Raw genomic sequence first — 17,271 nt, forward strand, 5'->3', positions numbered from 1 at the left:
CCGTTGCGATGCGAAAACGGAAGACGTAGCAGCGGCCATTATGGCATTGAAAAATCTTCCGGCTTCGTGCCTGTTTCGAGTTCCATGCTCTGAAGGCGCGACTGGATAAAAAGGATTCGGATGAGCTCGTGATGACGGCCCTGAAGGATGGCAAGATTTCCGCCGCTCAAAAGGCTTGGGCGGAAGAATACGCACTCAAAGACCCGCAAGGCTTTAAAAAGTTGTTGAAAAGGCCCCGCAAGTGGTTCCGGTCGGTGAACTTGAAATCGAGGACGGAAAGGCGCAGTCGAAGGGGATTGATGAGATGAGCCTGAAGGTCTGTAAAATGCTTGACATTCGGATGAAGACCTGGAGAAGTACGGCGGAAAATAAAAGACATAATTGGGAGGAGGAAAGGCCTTATGGCACTGTCACAAGGACGCAATACAACGGAGTTCGCCGACGGAAGAACGCTTGTCATTCCGGTCAAAGGTGGAGTCAAGATTTTTGATGGCTCATTCGTCGCTATCGACGCGAACGGCTTGGCCGTTCCGGGGGCAAAAGCAACCAATTGATCGCAGCCGGCGAGCTGAGGAGTATATAGACAATTCGTTAGGTGCTGACGGGATGCAACCATTCGTGTCCGACGCGGCGTGTTCAAGTGGAACAATGCAGCTACCGGAGCAGTGACAGCTAAGGATATGCTGAAAAGTTGCTATTTCGTTGATGACGAGACCGTCACGGCCACGGCTACAGGCTCCAGTGTGGCTGGTAAGGTCATAGGCATTGACGGCAGCTACGTTGTTGTTGAAACGTTATAAGCTGAACAATTCATAGAGGAGGAAATGGAATGATAGTTAATCAGCAGGCTCTGCGCGGTATCTATACCGCATTCAATATCTTGTATACGAAGGCATTCGAAGAGACGAAAACACAGTGGGAACAAGTAGCCACGAAGGTTCCATCCACGACGGGGGCGAGGAAAATTACAAATGGCTTGGAAAGATGCCACGTATGCGGGAATGGGTCGGTGATCGTGAAATCCAAAACCTGCAAGCATCCGATTATACCATCAAAAACAAAGACTATGAACTGACGGTCGGTGTGGATCGCAATGATATCGAGGATGACACTATTGGTCTGTATAACCCTATTGTACAGGATATGGGCCAAAGCGCAGCAGCTCATCCGGATGAATTGGTATTTGGTTTGCTGCTCAAAGGGTTCAAAGAAAAGTGTTACGATAAACAGCCGTTTTTCTCGGATAAGCACAAAATCGGAGAGAAAGTCTTCAGCAACAAAGGGACTAAAAAGCTCTCCGTCCGCTCATATGCTGCTGCAAGAAGCGCCATGATGTCCCTTGTTGATGATGGTGGCAAGAGTTTGAAGCTTGTGCCTAATCTGCTTGTGGTCTCTCCGGCCAATGAAGAAATGGGACGCAAGATTCTTTATGCAGATCAAATTGATGGAACGACTAATACATTTAAAAGCACGGCGGAGCTGCTTGTCGTGCCAGACTTGGCCGAGAGCCCAGATGCTTGGTTTTTGCTCTGCACGACAAAGCCGCTGAAGCCGCTCATCTACCAGGAGCGCAAGGCGGCTAGGTTTGTCGCCATGGATCGGGATACGGATGAGAATGTCTTCATGCGTAAGCAATTCCTCTATGGCGTAGACGGCCGCTCGAATGCCGGTTATGGATTCTGGCAAATGGCATACGGAAGTACAGGCGAAGAGGACGAAGTAAATCCGGAGCCGCCAAAGGAAGAGCTGTCTCAAGATTGAACGCCATAAGAGGTGAATCGAATGTACTGTACCACGGAAGAAGTCCGAGGGATGATTAAGGATGACGCGCTGAACGCGCTAATCGGAGACCGCTACATCGAGGACGAGGAGCAACGCGAGGAGCTGATCGCCCCCATCATCGAAGAGGCCATTGCCGACGCATCCGGAGAAATCGACGGGTATCTCGTAAAGAGGTATTCCGTCCCCTCTCTCGGGTGCCGAAGGTAATCAACAAGTATGCTAAGGACATCGCGGTATACAACCTGTTCAGCCGCATCGGCATCGACGAGGGCGAGAAGGAAAAGAACTATCTGAATCGATATAACGCGGCTATACGGTTCCTAGAGAACGTGGCAAAAGGGATTATCGATATCGGCGTCAGCGACGGTTCAAGCAAAGCGGCCACGGCCTTTTCCGCACAGAGTAGCCCACGCCTGTTTTCGCGAGCCAGCATGCGGGGGCTGTGAGATATGTATAGTATACGGCTTGAAGGCGATGTCCGGCGGCTCATGAAGCGGCTGCGGAAACTCCAAGAGGTAGACATTCGAAGAACTGGTCTGGTTCTGGCGGAAGCGCTACGAACATCAACCCTGGAACGGTTTAAGGAACAAAAGGGCCCAGACGGCAAGGCCTGGAGTACCTCCATCCGGGCATCACAAGAAAATGGCTCCACCCTGACAGATAGTGCTCGCCTGAAGAATTCCATTAAATCAACGGCAGATGGTTCAGGGTTTGCAGTCGGAACGAATGTAATATATGCCCGAACTCACCAATTTGGGGAAAAGGGCCGCTCTGTAACCATCCGGGCAAAGACGCGCAGAGGTCTGATTTTTAAAATCGACGGCCGCTGGATACGCAAGCGCCAGGTCAAAGTCAATATCAAGATTCCGGCACGTCCATACCTCGGTATATCGGAGGAGGACATGCTCGAAATCAAGGGCACGCTGGAAGATGCCCTAGCGGAGGAATAAGCATGATATCGACATGTAAAGAGTACCTTGTCCAAAAGCTAAAGGCCGCTGGAATCAAAAGCAAGGTATGCACAAGCATGAAAGAGCTTAGAGGGTACAGAGAAAGTCATGTCGGCGCGGTAATCCCGGATCGGGACACATTCTCACGAGCCTACAGCAAGAAGCTCTATCGCGACGAAAACATGGCAAAGCATAAACGGCGTAAAATGTTCGAGCGCGAAACAACATTTGTTGTCGTAATAGGCGAGTACAGCCAGGAGCAGGCTGACGCCATATTCGAAGCCTTCCTGGCATTGCTCGACCCAGGCATTTTGATTGACGGCAACTATACCGCGCTTGAAGTCGAGGAAGCTGACTGGGTAGACAAGGAAGACAGCATTTTGCAAGCAAAAATCGCAGTGCAATTGAAGGTGACTTTCCGAGGCGGCGTCTACAAAGATACGGACTTCGCCAAGGTCAATTACCATGTACGTAGCATCGAGAAGGAGGATGGATATGGCGAGCAAGGATAGTAAGGACGGGGGTTCCCCGGAACTTGTCCCCGTCGAAGAGTTGCGGGAACGGTGCGCTACTCCGGATGCAGTTTATCACGGTGTTGCTGCCGCTGAAAGCTGGAAGCCTGGCAAGCAAGTGACAATGGCTGCCTACAGCAAGGCCGTGGATAGATTCCTGTCCGGCCCCATCAGCGGAAAGAAGGTGATAGAAAATGCTTAGAGATGTAACGACGACCATCACCGACGGCGGACTCGGCATCCGCACGAACCTAGGTGAAGGAGTCCATGTCAAAATCGGTGTAGCTGCCGCACCGTCCGCCTCCCCTGTCGTCATAAGCGGGAATATGAACGACAAGAAAATCAAGGAATTGCTTGGTCATAGCCCGCTGGCCGATGCCGTCATGGACAGTATAGAGAATGGGGCTGGCAAAATCTATTGCTTCCCGGTCTCCCCTGCCGTTCCCGGCACGGTGGGGCAAGTACAGAAGGACGGAAGCGGCACAGGAAGCGCGACGGTCACCGGAAACCCATCCAATGCCGTCAAGGTTACGATGCAAGTGACGGAGAGCGGCGGGCTGAATGAGGCAGCCATTCGGTATGAGGTTGACGGCTTGTTCGAGCAGGAGGTCACTCTCCCCCTCAGTGGCGTACTGGACATACCGGGTACTGGCCTGAAATTTGCATTTTCGGAAGCAGAGCAAGACAAGGCGAAATCCTTCCTGGTCGGCGACACCTATACCGTATCGACGACCGCGCCGCAAATGAGTAATCAGGATGTTTTAGCAGCGATGGACAAGCTGCGGAACGTCAGCTTCTCCTTCGAATTTGTGCATATTGTGGGCGAATCGGCCAAACCACTATGGACGGCGGTCTCGGAGCAGATTGTGAAGCTGCGCGATACGTACAAGAAGCCGCTCTTTGCCATTTGTGAGGCTCCGCAGTGGGAGATGGATGAATCTATTGACGCATTCGTCCAGCGACTTATTGAAGCTCGCAAGGGCCTTTCCAACTATGACCTGCAAATCGTATCCGCCTGGTCAAAATATCGGAAGATGGACGGCCGGACAAAGGTGGTCAACAATGCAGGGATTGTCTGCGGGCTGTATGCTCTGGCGAAGCCACAGCAGTCTATCGGCGAGACGAAGAGCTTCAGCATTCCAGAAACGAAGATGTTGGAGCTGCTGCCAGAAGGTATTGAAGACTATGTCGGCCTGCTGGATGAAGAGAAGTACCTGACATTCCGGAGATATGAAGGGCTGGATGGTTTTTATGTTACGAATGCCAAGATGATGGCCCCGGATGGATCGGATTATCGGTACGCCGAAGATGTGCGCATCAAGAACAAGATCATACGTGAGACTCGTCGGGAAGCTCTCCTCCACCTTCAGAGCGAGGTCGATATGACCGATGTTTCGGGCAGCTTGGAGACGATAGCGAAGTTCATTGAGACGCCGCTCGATGAGATGGTTCGCGCCAAGGAGATTTCTTCAGGCCGGATTATCGTCCCGTCAGACCAGGACATTCTGGTATCGGAACAACTGGATGTCATCATCCGCTATGTGCCGATTGGGCATATTCGGGAGATTCAGATCGACATTGGAATGGAAAATCCGTTCGGGAGGGAATAACCAATGGCAATTATCAATGGAAAGGTATACGACTGGGGAGATATCACCATCTCCATACCGGGCCTCTCCCTGGAAGTGCAAGAAATATCCTACGATGATGAACTGGAAAAGGAAGTCGCTTACGGCAAAGGGCAACGGCCACGAGGATACGGCGAAGGAAATTATAAATCAGAGGGCAAGCTGAGCCTGCTGCGGGATGACTATGACGACATTGTCCAGTACTGCAAGAGTAAAAATCTTGGGCTGTACCGCCTTGTGATCCCGAAAATCGTCGTCAGCTACGCCGACGGCGGCGGGCGGACACGGACGGACGTCCTGAATACGGTCACTTTCACAAAGGCGTCACACAAGAATGCCCAGGGAGACAAGTCACTGAAGGTTGACCTTGACTTTATCATCGTCAATGGCATTGACAGAGACGGAGTCAAGCCTATCTGATTGCATTATTTATCAAAATAGATGACAAAATTCGGAGGTATCTATAATGACCAAAGAAACTGAGATCGCCGTACTCGAACCAACTCCAATCGAAGTATATAAGGCTCGATATGGCAAGGTGTACCGTTTATTAGCAACGATTGAGCAAGACGATTCTTCTAATCTTGAAATCGAATATTATTTCCGTAAGCCGAAGACGGCCAGCTATGACCGCTATGTGAAGACAGCATCTCAAAGTCCGACGAAAGCTCTGCGTGCGTTCGTCATGGACAATGTCGTCGATGAACAGGCCGCACAGTTGGAGGCGCACCTCGAAGAATACCCAGCTTTTGCTTTATCACTTGGGGAGAAGCTTCTCACCATGTTAGGCCTGAGCAAGGACGTAAATTTAAAGCTACTTTAGATAGCTGTCTCCAGGAGGTAAAAACCAATTTTATAGAGTCCGGCATGCTGGAAATCTATCGGTTTTTGCCTCCTGCTGTTCTAAAGGGGAAAGAAGTCGGAGACATGGACATGGATGAGTTTATTCGGGCCTTGGCTCAAGCTAGAGTCATCCAGGAGCTTGAAGAGAACATCCTAGCGAGGGCAATTACAAAAGTCTTCGGGGAGTAAAAAGGCCATCCCCTAAAAGGATGGCTTCTCTCTTCGAATCCAGCTTCGATATAGGATGGTAGCGTGCTTGACGGTCTTTCGAATCCCCTCTTTTTTCTTATCCTGGTGGCGGCCCATTGTTTGCTCGTTCCCGACCCATAGGCAATACGGAATGACATATATGGTGAGCGGTACAAAGATGAGGATGGATATCACTGCACCCGCACAGATGGCGAATACAAGCAGTTTAAACGCAAATGCAATACCAACCATTTGGAGTTCCTCCTCTTCACTATATGTATAAGACAAATATACCACCAATATCAGGAAAATGGAACGGGGTGATAATGTTGTGAGTCTGGATTCTATTTTTAGGCTTTCAGTCATCGTAGGAATGATTGACCAGTTATCCGGCCCAATGTCACGTATTAACGCAACAGTGGACGGGTCAGTAAGCAAGATTGATAGATTGAACCAAAGCTTCGGCAGTATGACGAAAACTGGTCTGTTGATGGCCGGAGTCGGGATGCAAATATCGGACTCGGTGCTGAAGCCAGTAGAGGCCACATTCGACACGCGCCGGGCTTTGGGGAGCTGGCATCTCTGGAACGGAGAACTTGGGCTCTTGGAGCAGGCTGCGAGAGACTTTTTCCGATCAGTGGGCTGGCACAACAAAATCAGACTTTTTTGACGGCAGCGTACTCAATCAACTCGGGATTGCATCTCTGACGGATGAAGAGCGTTGCGGAAATATACTCGTTTGGCTGGCCTGACGGTAAAGCGACTAAGGCCTTCCGTGAAGAGATGACATCGTTGTTTGCTACAGGGTACGGGATTCTATAAGGATTACTACAAGGACATGTCGGACATTGAATTGCTGAAGCTTTCTCGGCGGGCATATCCGATTCCATCCGGATATTCAAGACATCCGGTTTCTGGAATGTCTCAAGCGATTCAGACGCTCGGGGCAGCTGCAACATCGGCGAATGTACCGCTCGAAGAACAGCTCGCCATTGTGGGTATGCTACAAGCTACGATGTCCGGTCTGAGGCGGGAACAAAATATAAAGCGTTCTTCCGCTCAGCAGCGAAGGCGGGTGAAGAGCTTGGATTGAAGTTTACAGATACGAATAACCAACTGCTATCGATGCCTGAGATCCTTTCTCTTCTCCGTGGCAAGTTCGGAGAGACGATGGATGCAGCGGAGAAGATGCAGCTACAAAAAGCATTCGGTACAGATGAAGCCGTAGCCTTGATTGACCTGCTCTATAACAAAACGGGTGAACTACAAGATAACATTTTGCTTCTTTATGACTCTATGGGGCAAGGGGCAGATATCGCTACTAAGATGGCGGGCGCAATAAATGAAACAGAAGGCGAAAAATATACCCGGCTAACTCAGCGAGTTCGTAATCTTACTGAGGAGATCGGGAAACAGCTCCTCCCTACCTATAATCAGATAATTGAACAAGGAGAGAGAGTATTACAGAGTGTCGGAGAATGGATTGCTGAGAATCAGGAGCTTGTCAAAGTTCTCGCCATTGTCCTATTGACCATCGGAGGTCTTTTGACCGGACTGGGCACGCTTATCGGTGTATTTGGTGCTGTAGGCATGGTTATTACCAAGACAAGCGGCATCGTTCGCGCTTTCGGACAGCGTTAAGAGCAATACCAAGCATGCTCACGACGATCAGGATTATGGCCCTCTATGCCGGGGACGGTATCAGGGCCGGATTCAAAGGTATTGGAAACGGTTACGAAGGGAGCCGTGGACCGGAATAAAGAATGTGGCAGTTGGTATGGCGCACATGGCACGTCAGGCGATAATGACCGCCGTCAGAGCAATGCCCGGTCTGATTGCTTCGGTATGGTCATTTACGGCTGCACTACTTGCCAACCCGATTACGTGGGTTCGTGGTCGGTATTATGGCCTTGATAGCTGCTCTCGTACTGTTATGGCAAAACTGGGATGCCGTCGTGAGTTTCCTTTCGAGCTTATGGGATGGCTTCGTGAACGGCATCGTCGCGGGTTTCGATTGGATTTCGCAATTTGTTCAATGGGATGCCGGTTTGGCTTCAGGTCGCAATCGCTGCATTTTTCCATTCATCGGAATTCCGATGCTGATCATCAATAATTGGAGCAGCATTAAGAGCTTTTTCTCGAATCTCTTGAGCGGCATTACGGATGTATTCCAAAAAAGTGTTCAGTGGTGTAAAGACTTCATTACTGGCCACATTGAGCTGGTTCCGAGGAGTCCGGTTCTAAAGTCATTACGACTTTCACGGACGGGATCAAGAGCGTCATTAACGCACCAGTCAATATGGTGAAATCAGGACTAGCAAAGGTCAGGGAGCTTCTTCCCTTCTCCGATGCACATGAAGGCCCGCTATCCGAGCTGACGTTATCAGGCCGTCGAGTATTCGAGACGATTGGCACAGGGATGGAACAGAGCGAAAACGTTCCGGCAGAAATGACGGAGCGTGCCTTTGCCAAAATGGATCTTTCGCGTGATGACGTGAAGAAAATCAACCTACGCGAGACGATCATGAACCGTTCCGAGAGCAATACCACCACAAAGGAAACCGACAGAGGCATGAACATCGAAAGATTGGAGTTGTCGGTCGACCTAAGCAGCCTGAAGGACTTGCCTGCCCTGTTCAAACTGCTTGAAGAAATCCGAGACTATACCAACAGCAACGGCATGACCCCATCAACGGGAGGTAGAGCATGATCTATGTCGATGAAAGTACAGTAAAGGTCGGCAAGGTTGTCCTCCCTGGCCTGTTCAAGAGCCTTGAAATTAAAGAGGATGCTCGCGTGGAGGAACAGGAAATCGAGGGCAAGGCGGCGCGGCCGAAGCAGGCCACGGGATATGAGGACGCCAAGGTAACGCTTGAGCTTATTTTGGAGGATGGCCCGAAGCTCACGAAACTGCAAAAACTGGCTGTCATTCAGAAGCTATTCCGGAAGCCGGGTCAAGCAAGGCCAGTCATGCACACCATTGTAAACGAGCACACCGCTGCCCGTGGTATCTCGAAGGTTATCTTTAAAAATCTGGTGACCAAAGAACAGAGCAAGAATTCCGCGATGACCGTCAGCATTGAGTTCTGGCAATACGGGACAGTTAAAATTGTGGCAAGCAAGAAATCCAGCAAGAAAAAGAATGAAAAGAGCAGCAGCGCATCGAGCGGTTCGGGTTCGGGAATCAATCTGAATGCCAATTATCAAAACTACCTGGATACAGGTTCCCGGGGAACCGCACCTAAATTAAGCAAGACAGCCGCGACGGATATCCCGCCGCCTGTCTCGACGAATCAAAAGCTCGCTGCTCTGCCGTTCTAGGAGGACGAATGATGGATCTGGAGATGGAGCTCTTCTATCCCGAGATACGTGTCACCATTGAGGAATATGAACTCCAAGAAGGAATAGAAATCGAAGTGTATTCTTCGGCTGACTCATACTTTGATTGGGCAAAGGTCAGATTTACGGAGCAATTCCAGGATAAGCTTTCGATTAGTCGGAAGGCTCCGGCCAGTATCGAGCTCGGCTATGATGGAGAGTTCCATGACGTATTCGAGGGGTATGTGGTCAGTCCATATTCTTCTGCCAACCAAAATGAAATCATCCTGAAGGATGGAATGATACTGCTGGAAGAGACGATAGTATCGAACACCTTTTTGGATGTGACTCCCCAGGAGATGCTGAACTACTTGCTCGGCAAAGCAGGGATATCAAATTCGGTGCTCTCTCCCAAGATGTTCCCGAAGAAAGCCCGGCTTCCTATTCTTCAGAAGACTGCACTTGCAGTCATTGAGGATATCCGTTCCATTTGGAAAGCACAGATGCCCTTTTTCTTCTCGGGTAATGTCTTCTACTGGGGAGAGCAGCCGGAACAGCCTCTCATATACGAGTTTGTCTATGCCGAGAATATCATCTCACTGGAGCGTTCAGGCGGTGCATGGGAACTCGAAACCGTGTCCGTCCCTTTTGTTAGGCATTCGCATGTTATTCGGGTACAACATCCGAAGGTATCGGGCGAGTTCGCTGTCAAAAAGGTTGTATTTTCCACATCGGCAACGGGATTTATCCGAACTCGAATTTACTTTTAAGGAGGGCGGTATCTTGTTAGAGGACATGATTCAAGCGGTCATTGATAAGCGGATCAAAGAGCAATATCCTCATGTGCAGCTCGCCGCCGGAATGCTCGCCGAAGTGACCAGGGTTAGCGAGGGGACGGATATCCACGAATATAACCTGAAGATGCTAAACGAAGCTCGCACGGTTGATGAGCGGTTTCCGGAGATCCCGAATGTCAAGTCTGACAAGAAATTCGATCTAGGTGATATTGTGGCCGTGCTTCTTCTCTACGGACAAGTGGATGCCCATATCATTGGCAAGGCGGCGGTGGAGTAATGGCAGGCCTTCACGATTCAGACATCCGTCTGGATGCCAACTGGCAGCCAGCGGCAGCCGCAAACGGCGAGGCCTTGCTCGTCACTGACTATGATTGTTTATTCCAAGATATCCGATTGGAAGCGTTGACCCAGGAAGGCGAGCTTTTCTATGACGAGTCCTGGGGGTGGTCATTGCTGGAGTTTATCCAGTCGCAGGATGATGAGCTCACGAGGCTGGAAATCGAGCAACGCGTGAAGGAAAAGCTGGAGCGCCGGATCGAGATTGACGCGGACACAATTCAGGTCATTACAGCGTTCAGGGGGGATGCCATTACCGTTCATGCTTCCTTCAGGTTTCGAGGCGACGAACGCTTGTATGAGCTTGATGTCGACCTGGACAGAGTGAAAGTTGAGGTGGTACTCGTTGATTGATGATAAGGTGTTGGATCAACTGCTCCCCATCCCCGACCGGGAAGAGACAAAAAACAAGCTGCGGGAAGAGCTTGAACAAGAAGGCTTCGTCATAACGAATCTATTCACGGGCGGCGTATTCTATACGCTGATGATGATTGCCATTCAAGTACGGATTGACTTGGTTCTTCTTTTGCGAAAGGTGTTGAACAACCAGTTTGTTGCGCATGCCGAATCCGGTTGGTTGGAGCTGAAAGCAGCGGACTTCTCCAAGCGGAGAAAACAGCCCGTAAAAACACGGGGATTCGTGACGTTGAAGCGCAAGGCGGCAGGAAAAGCAGTCAAGATTGCCAAAGGAGACGTTTTCCGGACGGAACCGGATATGCTCGGCGAGGAACTCCGGTTCATCGCCCTGGAAAATAGCACAATGCCAGCGGATGCCCTATCCCATCGTGTGGCAGTAGAGGCCGAAAAGGCAGGATCAACATACAACGTTCCGCCCGGTCAAATCCGGCGGTCATTGACCCACATCGAGAGCATAGACGAGATTACAAATGATGTAGATTGGATTACCCGTGAAGGCAGCGACCTCGAAGATATAGAGAGCCTACGGGCACGAACATTGAATTCCTGGGCGGAGCTCTCCACGTTGCCGATAGCTGCCAAGTACAAAAACGTATGCGAAGCTATCCCCGGCGTGCTATATGTACGCGTCGATGACCTTCACCCTCGCGGCCAGGGCACGATTGACATCATTGTCACGGGAACGGCGGGCACACCATCAGAAGGCCTCCTTCAAAAAGTCCGAGAGGAGGCCGAGAAGATAAAAGGCCCGGACGACAACCTCCTGGTTAAGGCATCGGATACGGTGACACAGGACATTGATATAACCATTTGGATAGCATCGGATGCATCCGATGCAGGCATAGAAGAGCGCGCCAAGGCCATTCTGACAGAGCTCCTCCGAATCAAAAAAGGTCGCAGCCTGAATGAATTGAATCATTCAGACATCATTTTCGCGATTCGGAAGGAACTCGACGTCAGGAACGTAAAGGTCAATAATCCGCCGCAAGACGTTGTCTTGGACAACTCCAAGGTGATTGTTCTCGGTGAGGTCACCGTTAGGCTGATGAGGGGGTAACTACATGTTTCAAAAATTCAGTGATTACATGTTTTATCTCCTATATGGCCCATTAAAAAAAATTGCCAAGAAGGATAATCAGTTCTATATCTTTCTCAAGGTAATTGGCAAATTGTTTGACCAGACGAAGGAAGACATCTTCCGCGTCCGCGAGGAATCGATGATCATCTCTGCAAGCGAGACGATGCTACTCGAACACGGTCGGGATCGGGACATGCCACGATTAAAGGGCGAAGACGTTGAGGCGTATCGTTTACGGTTGATGATGAAGAACCTTATAGCGGAACAAGCCGGAACCAAGGAAGGCATACTTACCGCGCTTCGGGCGCTTGGATATGAGCATTCATATATCGAGCCCTATTATATCCATGACCCGGAGCGTTGGGCCGAATTTATTGTCTACCTGGGCAGCTCGGCACCGAGCGGAATTAATGACATCGCCGTCATTGATGCAGAAGTGATGAAGGTAAAGCCAGCTCGTTCAAAGCCTAGTTACGGCATCGAAGAAGGGGCCGGATCGACTGTAGTGATACAATCTACCTTCAGCTTCGGCTCTGTAGGGCTGCCGCTCTGTAATACCATTAAATGCGGGACGTGGCCGACAGGGGTTGGTTACTTGATCCATACTCCTCCCTGCAACACAATCAAATGTGGCACATGGCCACCTGCTAACGAGGTGACGACGTCGTGAAGACTTTTACAGAAATCGGACTTCAAAAGCAATTACAAAGATTCGCCGATTCTCTCTCTCATGCAGCATATCAAAACTCAGGCGAGACGAAACGGATTGACTTCATGAAGCTTACTGCCGAGGGAGATACAGTTCGAGTGTACATCTATTTCGATGACAGTGTCGCGGGTCAAATTGGAAACGTTGAATTGATAGACCATGACGGCGATATTGTTGCCCGGGCTGAAAGAGAATTCATCAAGCCAGCGAGTAAGGGCTTGTATGTAGCATTCAAATATAGATTGATTGAAATGGAGGTCGAGGGGCTTGGCATATAACCGCACCGAATGGCGTGACCATATCGTTGCACCGACTGGCGAAGTCATCCAGGAAGGCACGCCGATATCAGCCCGAAACCTAAATAACATTGAGGAAGGGATATACCAGCTCAGCCAGCGGATTGATGATGTGAAGGTTCCGGCTGCTTCCCTGACCCAGGCGGGCATCACCCAGCTATCAAATGCAACGGACAGCACCGACGAGACGAAGGCAGCCACGCCGAAGGCCGTAAACGAGGCGATGCAAGCAGCTGTCAATGCACAAGGAGCCATCGAAGCTCATACTGAGGATCAAGTCCGGCATATTACGGCTGCCGAGCGGACGGCTTGGAATGCAAAGGAAACGACTGAAGGGGCACAGGCAAAAGCAAACCAAGCTGAATCGAACGCCAAAAGCGCAAGTCTGCCGCGCTCGGGTGGCACTATCACGGGCGGGCTCACTGTTAACGGTGCACTGACCGTCCAATCGCGCAATATCATAACGGAGCTCGATTCGGTAAAGCAATCTGTCGTTGATGGGAAAGGGAAAGTCGCGGGGGTCATCAACGACAAAGGTGGCGGGCCAGTCTCCGCGAATAGTACGTTTGACCAATTGGCTGCTGCAATTAGTGGTATTCCACAAGCGAAGGGCAACCTCGCCCTAACAAGCACGTTCTTTGACATGCTGGGAAACTATGTTGGGAAAGGCATGTTTATCAACAAGGATAATAATTTTGTACTAGTCAAAGAAACAACATCAGGTTCCCCGGTAAAATACCAATCGGAGCTACATGAGGTGTCGCCAAACGGAACTGTTGTGAGGGCAGTACATCTGGGCGCTCCACGGGAGTTTGCGGCGAGTAGTTTGGTGGTAGGCGATAATGTTGTACTTATCGTGTTGAGTGGCTCTTCAAAAACATATGAACTGTATGACCATGCGGGAAAACTCATATCAAAAAACAATGTGGATTCTTCTGCTCCCGACTACGAAGTAATCGCAGTCACTCGTGACGGCTCTAACACGTTCATTGTTGATAGAGGTTATAGAGATAGAGACCCTGTAAGAATTTTAAACCATGCAGCAGTACCTTATTTCACAATGCCTTCCGGAAGTGTCAGCGCCGAGGAAGCTGTTTTTTTAAGCAAGACAAAACTGTATGTAGCACGACAAAGTTATTCGCCGATAGCTCGCAAGCATACTATTATTACGAGAAACAACCTGTCCTTTAGTTACGAAATGACAGACAAAAGCACATCAGACTCAGGCGTTATTCAATTTCTTGGAGCACACGCATATCGATAAGGAGGATTAACATGATTGGATTAAAATTAACAAATGTTATAGGGCCGAGAGGCGGTAACTATGATTACAAGGGTTTGGACACGAACAAGTTTGTCCCGGGCACACTGGTATATCCTTCAGAATCATATGACTTTTATGTCATAACAGAGCAGTCAAGGGAAGAAATCCCGGAACACGAGGACATCCATCTTATTACGGAAGAAGAGTACGAGGCAGCTTATGAAGCAGAACGCAATAGACCACGTGAGCCCGGCCCGATTGAAAAGCTACAGGCGGAGAACGAAGAGCTTCGGAGGCAGCTTGACGCGTTGCAGTTGGCTGTGATGGGTATGATGGACGAAGGGGGTAATGCATAATGAAGAGCCTATTTTTCGCATTTCTTATGGACTGCTGGCGAAAAGGTTTTGCTGATGAAGATAAGCTTCAGTCGTATGTTCCTAAGTACATTTCGGCTGAAGAATGTCAAGAAATCATTGAGACGAAAGGGTGAGAACCTCACTTCTATAACGGCGCAATTTTGCCAAATATCTTGATAAACATTGCCAAAAAAAATGCGCCGCTACACCAACGAAAAGGCTACGGCTGCCGCTGTGCGTGCCCAAAAAGCGGATGAAAAATGGCGTATTGCACAGGAACAGGCTGCAGCCGCAGGCAATAGGGTTAGGCAAGCATCTAACAGCGTCACGCAGGCGGTAGACAGGCAAAGCAAAGCCGCCCAGCGGGCAGCAAAGGAAATGGACCAGCTCCGAAAAAAATACGGAGATTTCTCCAACGGCTCTTTGAAGGCGCTGGATCAGATTGACCAGGCGTCCGGCAGCATCCGTTCTGCCGGCGTAGCCATGGGGGCCGCAGGCGGCGTTCTCGCGGCAGGAATTGGTTCATCAATCAAGCTTGCAGCAGACTTTGAATCGTCAATGTCGAGGGTTGGTGCATTGTCCGGTGCTTCGGTCGAGGAAATGCAGCGACTTACTGATACTGCCAAAAGGCTTGGCGCTGAAACAGTATTCACCGCAAGTCAAGCCGCTGAGGGTATGCAGTTTTTGGCGATGGCGGATTTTAAGACAAATGACATGATTGCGGCCATGCCAGGGCTACTTGATACAGCGGCAGCGGGGCAGATTGATTTAGCCCGTGCGGCAGATATCACATCGAACATTCTAACGGGTTTTGGTATCGAGGCAAAGGATACGGCAAAAGTGGCTGACATACTGACAGCAACTTTCACTGGGTCCAACACTGACATGAACATGCTTGGCGATACGATGAAATATGTTGCCCCTATAGCGCGTGCATCCGGGCGCTCGCTAGAAGAGATGGCTTCGGCAACCGCGATGCTCGGCAATGCAGGTATACAAGGAAGTGAAGCGGGCACGGCATTGCGTGCAATAATGATCCGGTTGGCTAAACCAACTGCCGAAGCAAATAAGGTCCTTAAAGAACAGTTGGAAATTGAAACTGAACGGGAAGGCAGAGTACTTTCTCTTTCTGAGGTAGTGGGACAGTTCGTCGAGAAGACAGAGGGTTTAACGGAGGCCCAGAGAGTGGCTGCTGTATCAACGGTAGTCGGCACAGAGGCCGCTAGTGCATTTTTGGCGTTGATGGATACCGGGCAACCAGCTTTAGAGGGCTTTACAGACAGGCTCGAAGAGAGTGGCGGTATTGCAAAAACCATAGCAGATAAACAACTAGACAACCTAAACGGGGCTATGGAGAAGGTAAACTCAGCTATGGAAGGCGCAAGGCTTTCTATTGGGGAAACGTTTATCCCTATTTTAACAAGTGTAGCAGTTTTCGTAAACAAATTAGTTGACCGCTTTAATAGCCTCCCTGAAGGTTTGAAACAAGGAATAGCCATATTCACGGCGATAGCTGGTGCGGTTCTGTTGCTTGGTGGAGCCTTGACGGTCCTTGTCTCATTCCTGCCTAATGTGGTGGCAGGATTTAAACTGCTATCGTCGGTCGGCCCTCTCATCATGGGAATATCGGGGCCGATGCTGATAGTCATTGCAGTTATAGCTGCAGTCGCCGCGGCTGCATATCTCATCATCAAGTATTGGGAGCCTATATCGGCCTTTTTCAAGAGATTGTGGGCGGCAACGGTTCGGGTATTTACAGCAACATGGAATGCTATTGTTGGCTTCCTGGTCGATACGTGGAATGCGATAAAGACCACGGCGGTCAACCTGTGGAATGGCATTGTAAACACGGTGATGGCGATCATCGCTCCATTTGTTGAAAATATCCGAGCATCATTCGCTCGGATTGTGAACGGCGTCAGAATGATTTGGGAAGGGCTAAAGCTGTACTTTAGCGCAGCATGGACGGTCATCAAGAATATTTTCTTGGGTGCGATCCTTTTGATAAAGGATCTCTTTACTGGCAACTTCAGCGCTATGAAGAGCCACGCCATACAGATTTGGGATAACATCAAGGGCGCTATGGGGCAAGCGTGGGAAGGTATCAAACTGATATTTTCCGGTGCTCTCGAAGCCGTCAAGGGCTATCTCGAAGGGGCATGGAACAACATAAAAATTGCCGCTGAACTTGCTTGGAACGGTATGTCTACCTTCTTTTCCGACACATGGGAAGGCATCAAAGGTATGACCAGCAGAATTTGGGATGCCATCGTTGAGAGCATAAAAAAAGCGATTGACTGGATCAAAAATCTGCCCGGCCAGATGTGGGAGATGGGCAAGAATGCAATCACCGGGTTTATAGATGGTATTAAAGGTGCTGCGAAGGCCGTGGGCGATGCGGTTACTGGTGTCGCAAACAGTGTAACGGAAGGGATAGAGGATGCGCTCGATATTCACTCTCCTTCTCGTGTTATGAAGGAACTCGGGAAGTACACAGGCGAAGGATTCCAGATCGGGATAGAAGACAAGATCCCGGAAGTATCCCATGCCGTCAATGGTATGGCAACGGCAGCCGCAACCCCTCAAGCACCTCAAACAGAGGCGGAAGGACTCGCGCCAACGTACAGCAATACGTCGGCAAATAGCAACATCATAATATCGCCCAATATTGAGATAACGATAAAAGGCGGCGAATCAACCAGCGCCGCGAAAAATACCGCCCAGGAAGTCAAAAAGGAACTTGAGAACTTGTTTAAATCATTCGGCATGAAAAATCCGCAGTATATCGAGGGGTGA

General features: G+C 49.9%; 24 protein-coding genes and 2 pseudogenes. 24 read left to right on the forward strand and 2 right to left on the reverse strand.

Going from position 1 to position 17,271, the window contains the following annotated elements:
* Positions 1-131 precede the first annotated feature (131 nt).
* From OCY70_RS30150 to OCY70_RS30205, 12 genes and pseudogenes are all read left to right on the forward strand, one after another.
* Positions 132-308, forward strand: coding sequence for a phage protease (locus tag OCY70_RS30150; protein WP_261948854.1), 177 nt, complete (start codon positions 132-134; stop codon positions 306-308).
* A gap of 93 nt (positions 309-401) precedes the next feature.
* Positions 402-554 (forward strand): hypothetical protein, encoded by a 153-nt coding sequence (locus tag OCY70_RS30155; RefSeq protein WP_261948855.1) that lies wholly within the window; start codon positions 402-404, stop codon positions 552-554.
* 275 nt (positions 555-829) lie between these two features.
* Positions 830-907, forward strand: a pseudogene (locus OCY70_RS36620) (hypothetical protein); the annotation flags it as partial.
* An 8-nt stretch (positions 908-915) separates the two neighbouring features.
* A complete protein-coding gene (locus OCY70_RS30165; protein WP_261948856.1) occupies positions 916-1,761 on the forward strand; it encodes a Mu-like prophage major head subunit gpT family protein in 846 nt (281 codons plus the stop codon).
* Positions 1,762-1,812: 51 nt separating this feature from the next.
* Positions 1,813-2,228, forward strand: a pseudogene (locus OCY70_RS30170) (gp436 family protein).
* Between the two features lie 42 nt (positions 2,229-2,270).
* Positions 2,271-2,732 carry a phage virion morphogenesis protein gene (locus OCY70_RS30175; protein ID WP_261948844.1) on the forward strand — a complete coding sequence of 154 codons (462 nt, stop codon included), beginning with the start codon at positions 2,271-2,273 and terminating at the stop codon, positions 2,730-2,732.
* Positions 2,733-2,809: 77 nt separating this feature from the next.
* Positions 2,810-3,244, forward strand: coding sequence for an SON protein (locus tag OCY70_RS30180; protein WP_249725584.1), 435 nt, complete (start codon positions 2,810-2,812; stop codon positions 3,242-3,244).
* On the forward strand, positions 3,228-3,446 hold the full coding sequence (locus OCY70_RS30185) for a hypothetical protein (protein ID WP_213430845.1): 219 nt from the start codon (positions 3,228-3,230) through the stop codon (positions 3,444-3,446). The genes OCY70_RS30180 and OCY70_RS30185 overlap by 17 nt, the downstream gene beginning before the upstream one ends.
* Complete coding sequence (locus tag OCY70_RS30190) at positions 3,439-4,854, forward strand: DUF2586 domain-containing protein (protein WP_213430846.1); 1,416 nt, start codon at positions 3,439-3,441, stop codon at positions 4,852-4,854. The genes OCY70_RS30185 and OCY70_RS30190 overlap by 8 nt, the downstream gene beginning before the upstream one ends.
* Before the next feature lie 3 nt (positions 4,855-4,857).
* Positions 4,858-5,292 carry a hypothetical protein gene (locus tag OCY70_RS30195; RefSeq protein ID WP_213430847.1) on the forward strand — a complete coding sequence of 145 codons (435 nt, stop codon included), beginning with the start codon at positions 4,858-4,860 and terminating at the stop codon, positions 5,290-5,292.
* Between the two features lie 46 nt (positions 5,293-5,338).
* Complete coding sequence (locus OCY70_RS30200; protein WP_213430848.1) at positions 5,339-5,695, forward strand: DUF6848 family protein; 357 nt, start codon at positions 5,339-5,341, stop codon at positions 5,693-5,695.
* Between the two features lie 44 nt (positions 5,696-5,739).
* Positions 5,740-5,904: a hypothetical protein gene (locus tag OCY70_RS30205; RefSeq protein WP_213430856.1), complete on the forward strand. Its 165-nt coding sequence runs from the start codon at positions 5,740-5,742 to the stop codon at positions 5,902-5,904.
* A gap of 12 nt (positions 5,905-5,916) precedes the next feature.
* On the opposite strand, the gene OCY70_RS30210 is transcribed toward OCY70_RS30205, so the two are convergent.
* The gene (locus tag OCY70_RS30210) at positions 5,917-6,156 is read right to left on the reverse strand and encodes a hypothetical protein (RefSeq protein WP_213430849.1); all 240 of its coding nucleotides are present in this window, start codon (positions 6,154-6,156) and stop codon (positions 5,917-5,919) included.
* 705 nt (positions 6,157-6,861) lie between these two features.
* On the opposite strand from OCY70_RS30210, the gene OCY70_RS30215 reads away from it, so the two are divergent.
* Positions 6,862-7,545, forward strand: coding sequence for a phage tail tape measure protein (locus tag OCY70_RS30215; protein ID WP_390955196.1), 684 nt, complete (start codon positions 6,862-6,864; stop codon positions 7,543-7,545).
* A gap of 413 nt (positions 7,546-7,958) precedes the next feature.
* Here the strand turns inward: OCY70_RS30215 and OCY70_RS30220 are convergent, their stop codons facing one another.
* Positions 7,959-8,117, reverse strand: coding sequence for a hypothetical protein (locus OCY70_RS30220; protein ID WP_261948858.1), 159 nt, complete (start codon positions 8,115-8,117; stop codon positions 7,959-7,961).
* A gap of 86 nt (positions 8,118-8,203) precedes the next feature.
* Between OCY70_RS30220 and OCY70_RS30225 the strand changes: the two genes are divergently transcribed.
* From OCY70_RS30225 to OCY70_RS30275, 11 genes are all read left to right on the forward strand, one after another.
* Positions 8,204-8,614, forward strand: coding sequence for a hypothetical protein (locus tag OCY70_RS30225; protein WP_261948848.1), 411 nt, complete (start codon positions 8,204-8,206; stop codon positions 8,612-8,614).
* A complete protein-coding gene (locus OCY70_RS30230; protein WP_213430851.1) occupies positions 8,611-9,225 on the forward strand; it encodes a transcriptional regulator in 615 nt (204 codons plus the stop codon). The genes OCY70_RS30225 and OCY70_RS30230 overlap by 4 nt, the downstream gene beginning before the upstream one ends.
* Before the next feature lie 11 nt (positions 9,226-9,236).
* Positions 9,237-9,992 (forward strand): serine/arginine repetitive matrix protein 2, encoded by a 756-nt coding sequence (locus tag OCY70_RS30235; protein ID WP_261945408.1) that lies wholly within the window; start codon positions 9,237-9,239, stop codon positions 9,990-9,992.
* 13 nt (positions 9,993-10,005) lie between these two features.
* Positions 10,006-10,296: a hypothetical protein gene (locus OCY70_RS30240; protein ID WP_213430852.1), complete on the forward strand. Its 291-nt coding sequence runs from the start codon at positions 10,006-10,008 to the stop codon at positions 10,294-10,296.
* Positions 10,296-10,709, forward strand: coding sequence for a DUF2634 domain-containing protein (locus tag OCY70_RS30245; protein ID WP_213430853.1), 414 nt, complete (start codon positions 10,296-10,298; stop codon positions 10,707-10,709). The genes OCY70_RS30240 and OCY70_RS30245 overlap by 1 nt, the downstream gene beginning before the upstream one ends.
* Positions 10,702-11,829, forward strand: a complete 1,128-nt coding sequence (locus tag OCY70_RS30250) for a baseplate J/gp47 family protein (protein ID WP_261944656.1) — start codon at positions 10,702-10,704, stop codon at positions 11,827-11,829. The genes OCY70_RS30245 and OCY70_RS30250 overlap by 8 nt, the downstream gene beginning before the upstream one ends.
* 4 nt (positions 11,830-11,833) lie before the next feature.
* Positions 11,834-12,520, forward strand: a complete 687-nt coding sequence (locus tag OCY70_RS30255; RefSeq protein ID WP_213431380.1) for a hypothetical protein — start codon at positions 11,834-11,836, stop codon at positions 12,518-12,520.
* Positions 12,517-12,837, forward strand: a complete 321-nt coding sequence (locus tag OCY70_RS30260) for a hypothetical protein (protein WP_213431381.1) — start codon at positions 12,517-12,519, stop codon at positions 12,835-12,837. Before OCY70_RS30255 ends, OCY70_RS30260 begins: the two co-directional genes overlap by 4 nt.
* On the forward strand, positions 12,827-14,119 hold the full coding sequence (locus OCY70_RS30265) for a phage tail protein (protein ID WP_213431382.1): 1,293 nt from the start codon (positions 12,827-12,829) through the stop codon (positions 14,117-14,119). The genes OCY70_RS30260 and OCY70_RS30265 overlap by 11 nt, the downstream gene beginning before the upstream one ends.
* 11 nt (positions 14,120-14,130) lie before the next feature.
* Positions 14,131-14,475: a hypothetical protein gene (locus OCY70_RS30270; protein WP_213431383.1), complete on the forward strand. Its 345-nt coding sequence runs from the start codon at positions 14,131-14,133 to the stop codon at positions 14,473-14,475.
* Between the two features lie 195 nt (positions 14,476-14,670).
* Positions 14,671-17,271, forward strand: a complete 2,601-nt coding sequence (locus tag OCY70_RS30275) for a phage tail tape measure protein (protein ID WP_261948859.1) — start codon at positions 14,671-14,673, stop codon at positions 17,269-17,271.

Source organism: Paenibacillus melissococcoides, from assembly GCA_944800085.1.
GTDB lineage: Bacteria > Bacillota > Bacilli > Paenibacillales > Paenibacillaceae > Paenibacillus_B > Paenibacillus_B melissococcoides.

What these genes read in the sequence shown, in the direction of transcription:
- OCY70_RS30150 (WP_261948854.1), top strand. Translation starts at nt 132, where the DNA reads ATGACGGCCCTGAAGGATGGCAAGATTTCCGCCGCTCAAAAGGCTTGG.
- OCY70_RS30155 (WP_261948855.1), top strand. Translation starts at nt 402, where the DNA reads ATGGCACTGTCACAAGGACGCAATACAACGGAGTTCGCCGACGGAAGA.
- OCY70_RS30175 (WP_261948844.1), top strand. Translation starts at nt 2,271, where the DNA reads ATGAAGCGGCTGCGGAAACTCCAAGAGGTAGACATTCGAAGAACTGGT.
- OCY70_RS30180 (WP_249725584.1), top strand. Translation starts at nt 2,810, where the DNA reads ATGAAAGAGCTTAGAGGGTACAGAGAAAGTCATGTCGGCGCGGTAATC.
- OCY70_RS30185 (WP_213430845.1), top strand. Translation starts at nt 3,228, where the DNA reads ATGGCGAGCAAGGATAGTAAGGACGGGGGTTCCCCGGAACTTGTCCCC.
- OCY70_RS30190 (WP_213430846.1), top strand. Translation starts at nt 3,439, where the DNA reads ATGCTTAGAGATGTAACGACGACCATCACCGACGGCGGACTCGGCATC.
- OCY70_RS30195 (WP_213430847.1), top strand. Translation starts at nt 4,858, where the DNA reads ATGGCAATTATCAATGGAAAGGTATACGACTGGGGAGATATCACCATC.
- OCY70_RS30200 (WP_213430848.1), top strand. Translation starts at nt 5,339, where the DNA reads ATGACCAAAGAAACTGAGATCGCCGTACTCGAACCAACTCCAATCGAA.
- OCY70_RS30205 (WP_213430856.1), top strand. Translation starts at nt 5,740, where the DNA reads ATGCTGGAAATCTATCGGTTTTTGCCTCCTGCTGTTCTAAAGGGGAAA.
- OCY70_RS30210 (WP_213430849.1), bottom strand. Translation starts at nt 6,156, where the DNA reads ATGGTTGGTATTGCATTTGCGTTTAAACTGCTTGTATTCGCCATCTGT.
- OCY70_RS30225 (WP_261948848.1), top strand. Translation starts at nt 8,204, where the DNA reads ATGGTGAAATCAGGACTAGCAAAGGTCAGGGAGCTTCTTCCCTTCTCC.
- OCY70_RS30230 (WP_213430851.1), top strand. Translation starts at nt 8,611, where the DNA reads ATGATCTATGTCGATGAAAGTACAGTAAAGGTCGGCAAGGTTGTCCTC.
- OCY70_RS30235 (WP_261945408.1), top strand. Translation starts at nt 9,237, where the DNA reads ATGGATCTGGAGATGGAGCTCTTCTATCCCGAGATACGTGTCACCATT.
- OCY70_RS30245 (WP_213430853.1), top strand. Translation starts at nt 10,296, where the DNA reads ATGGCAGGCCTTCACGATTCAGACATCCGTCTGGATGCCAACTGGCAG.
- OCY70_RS30255 (WP_213431380.1), top strand. Translation starts at nt 11,834, where the DNA reads ATGTTTCAAAAATTCAGTGATTACATGTTTTATCTCCTATATGGCCCA.
- OCY70_RS30270 (WP_213431383.1), top strand. Translation starts at nt 14,131, where the DNA reads ATGATTGGATTAAAATTAACAAATGTTATAGGGCCGAGAGGCGGTAAC.
- OCY70_RS30275 (WP_261948859.1), top strand. Translation starts at nt 14,671, where the DNA reads ATGCGCCGCTACACCAACGAAAAGGCTACGGCTGCCGCTGTGCGTGCC.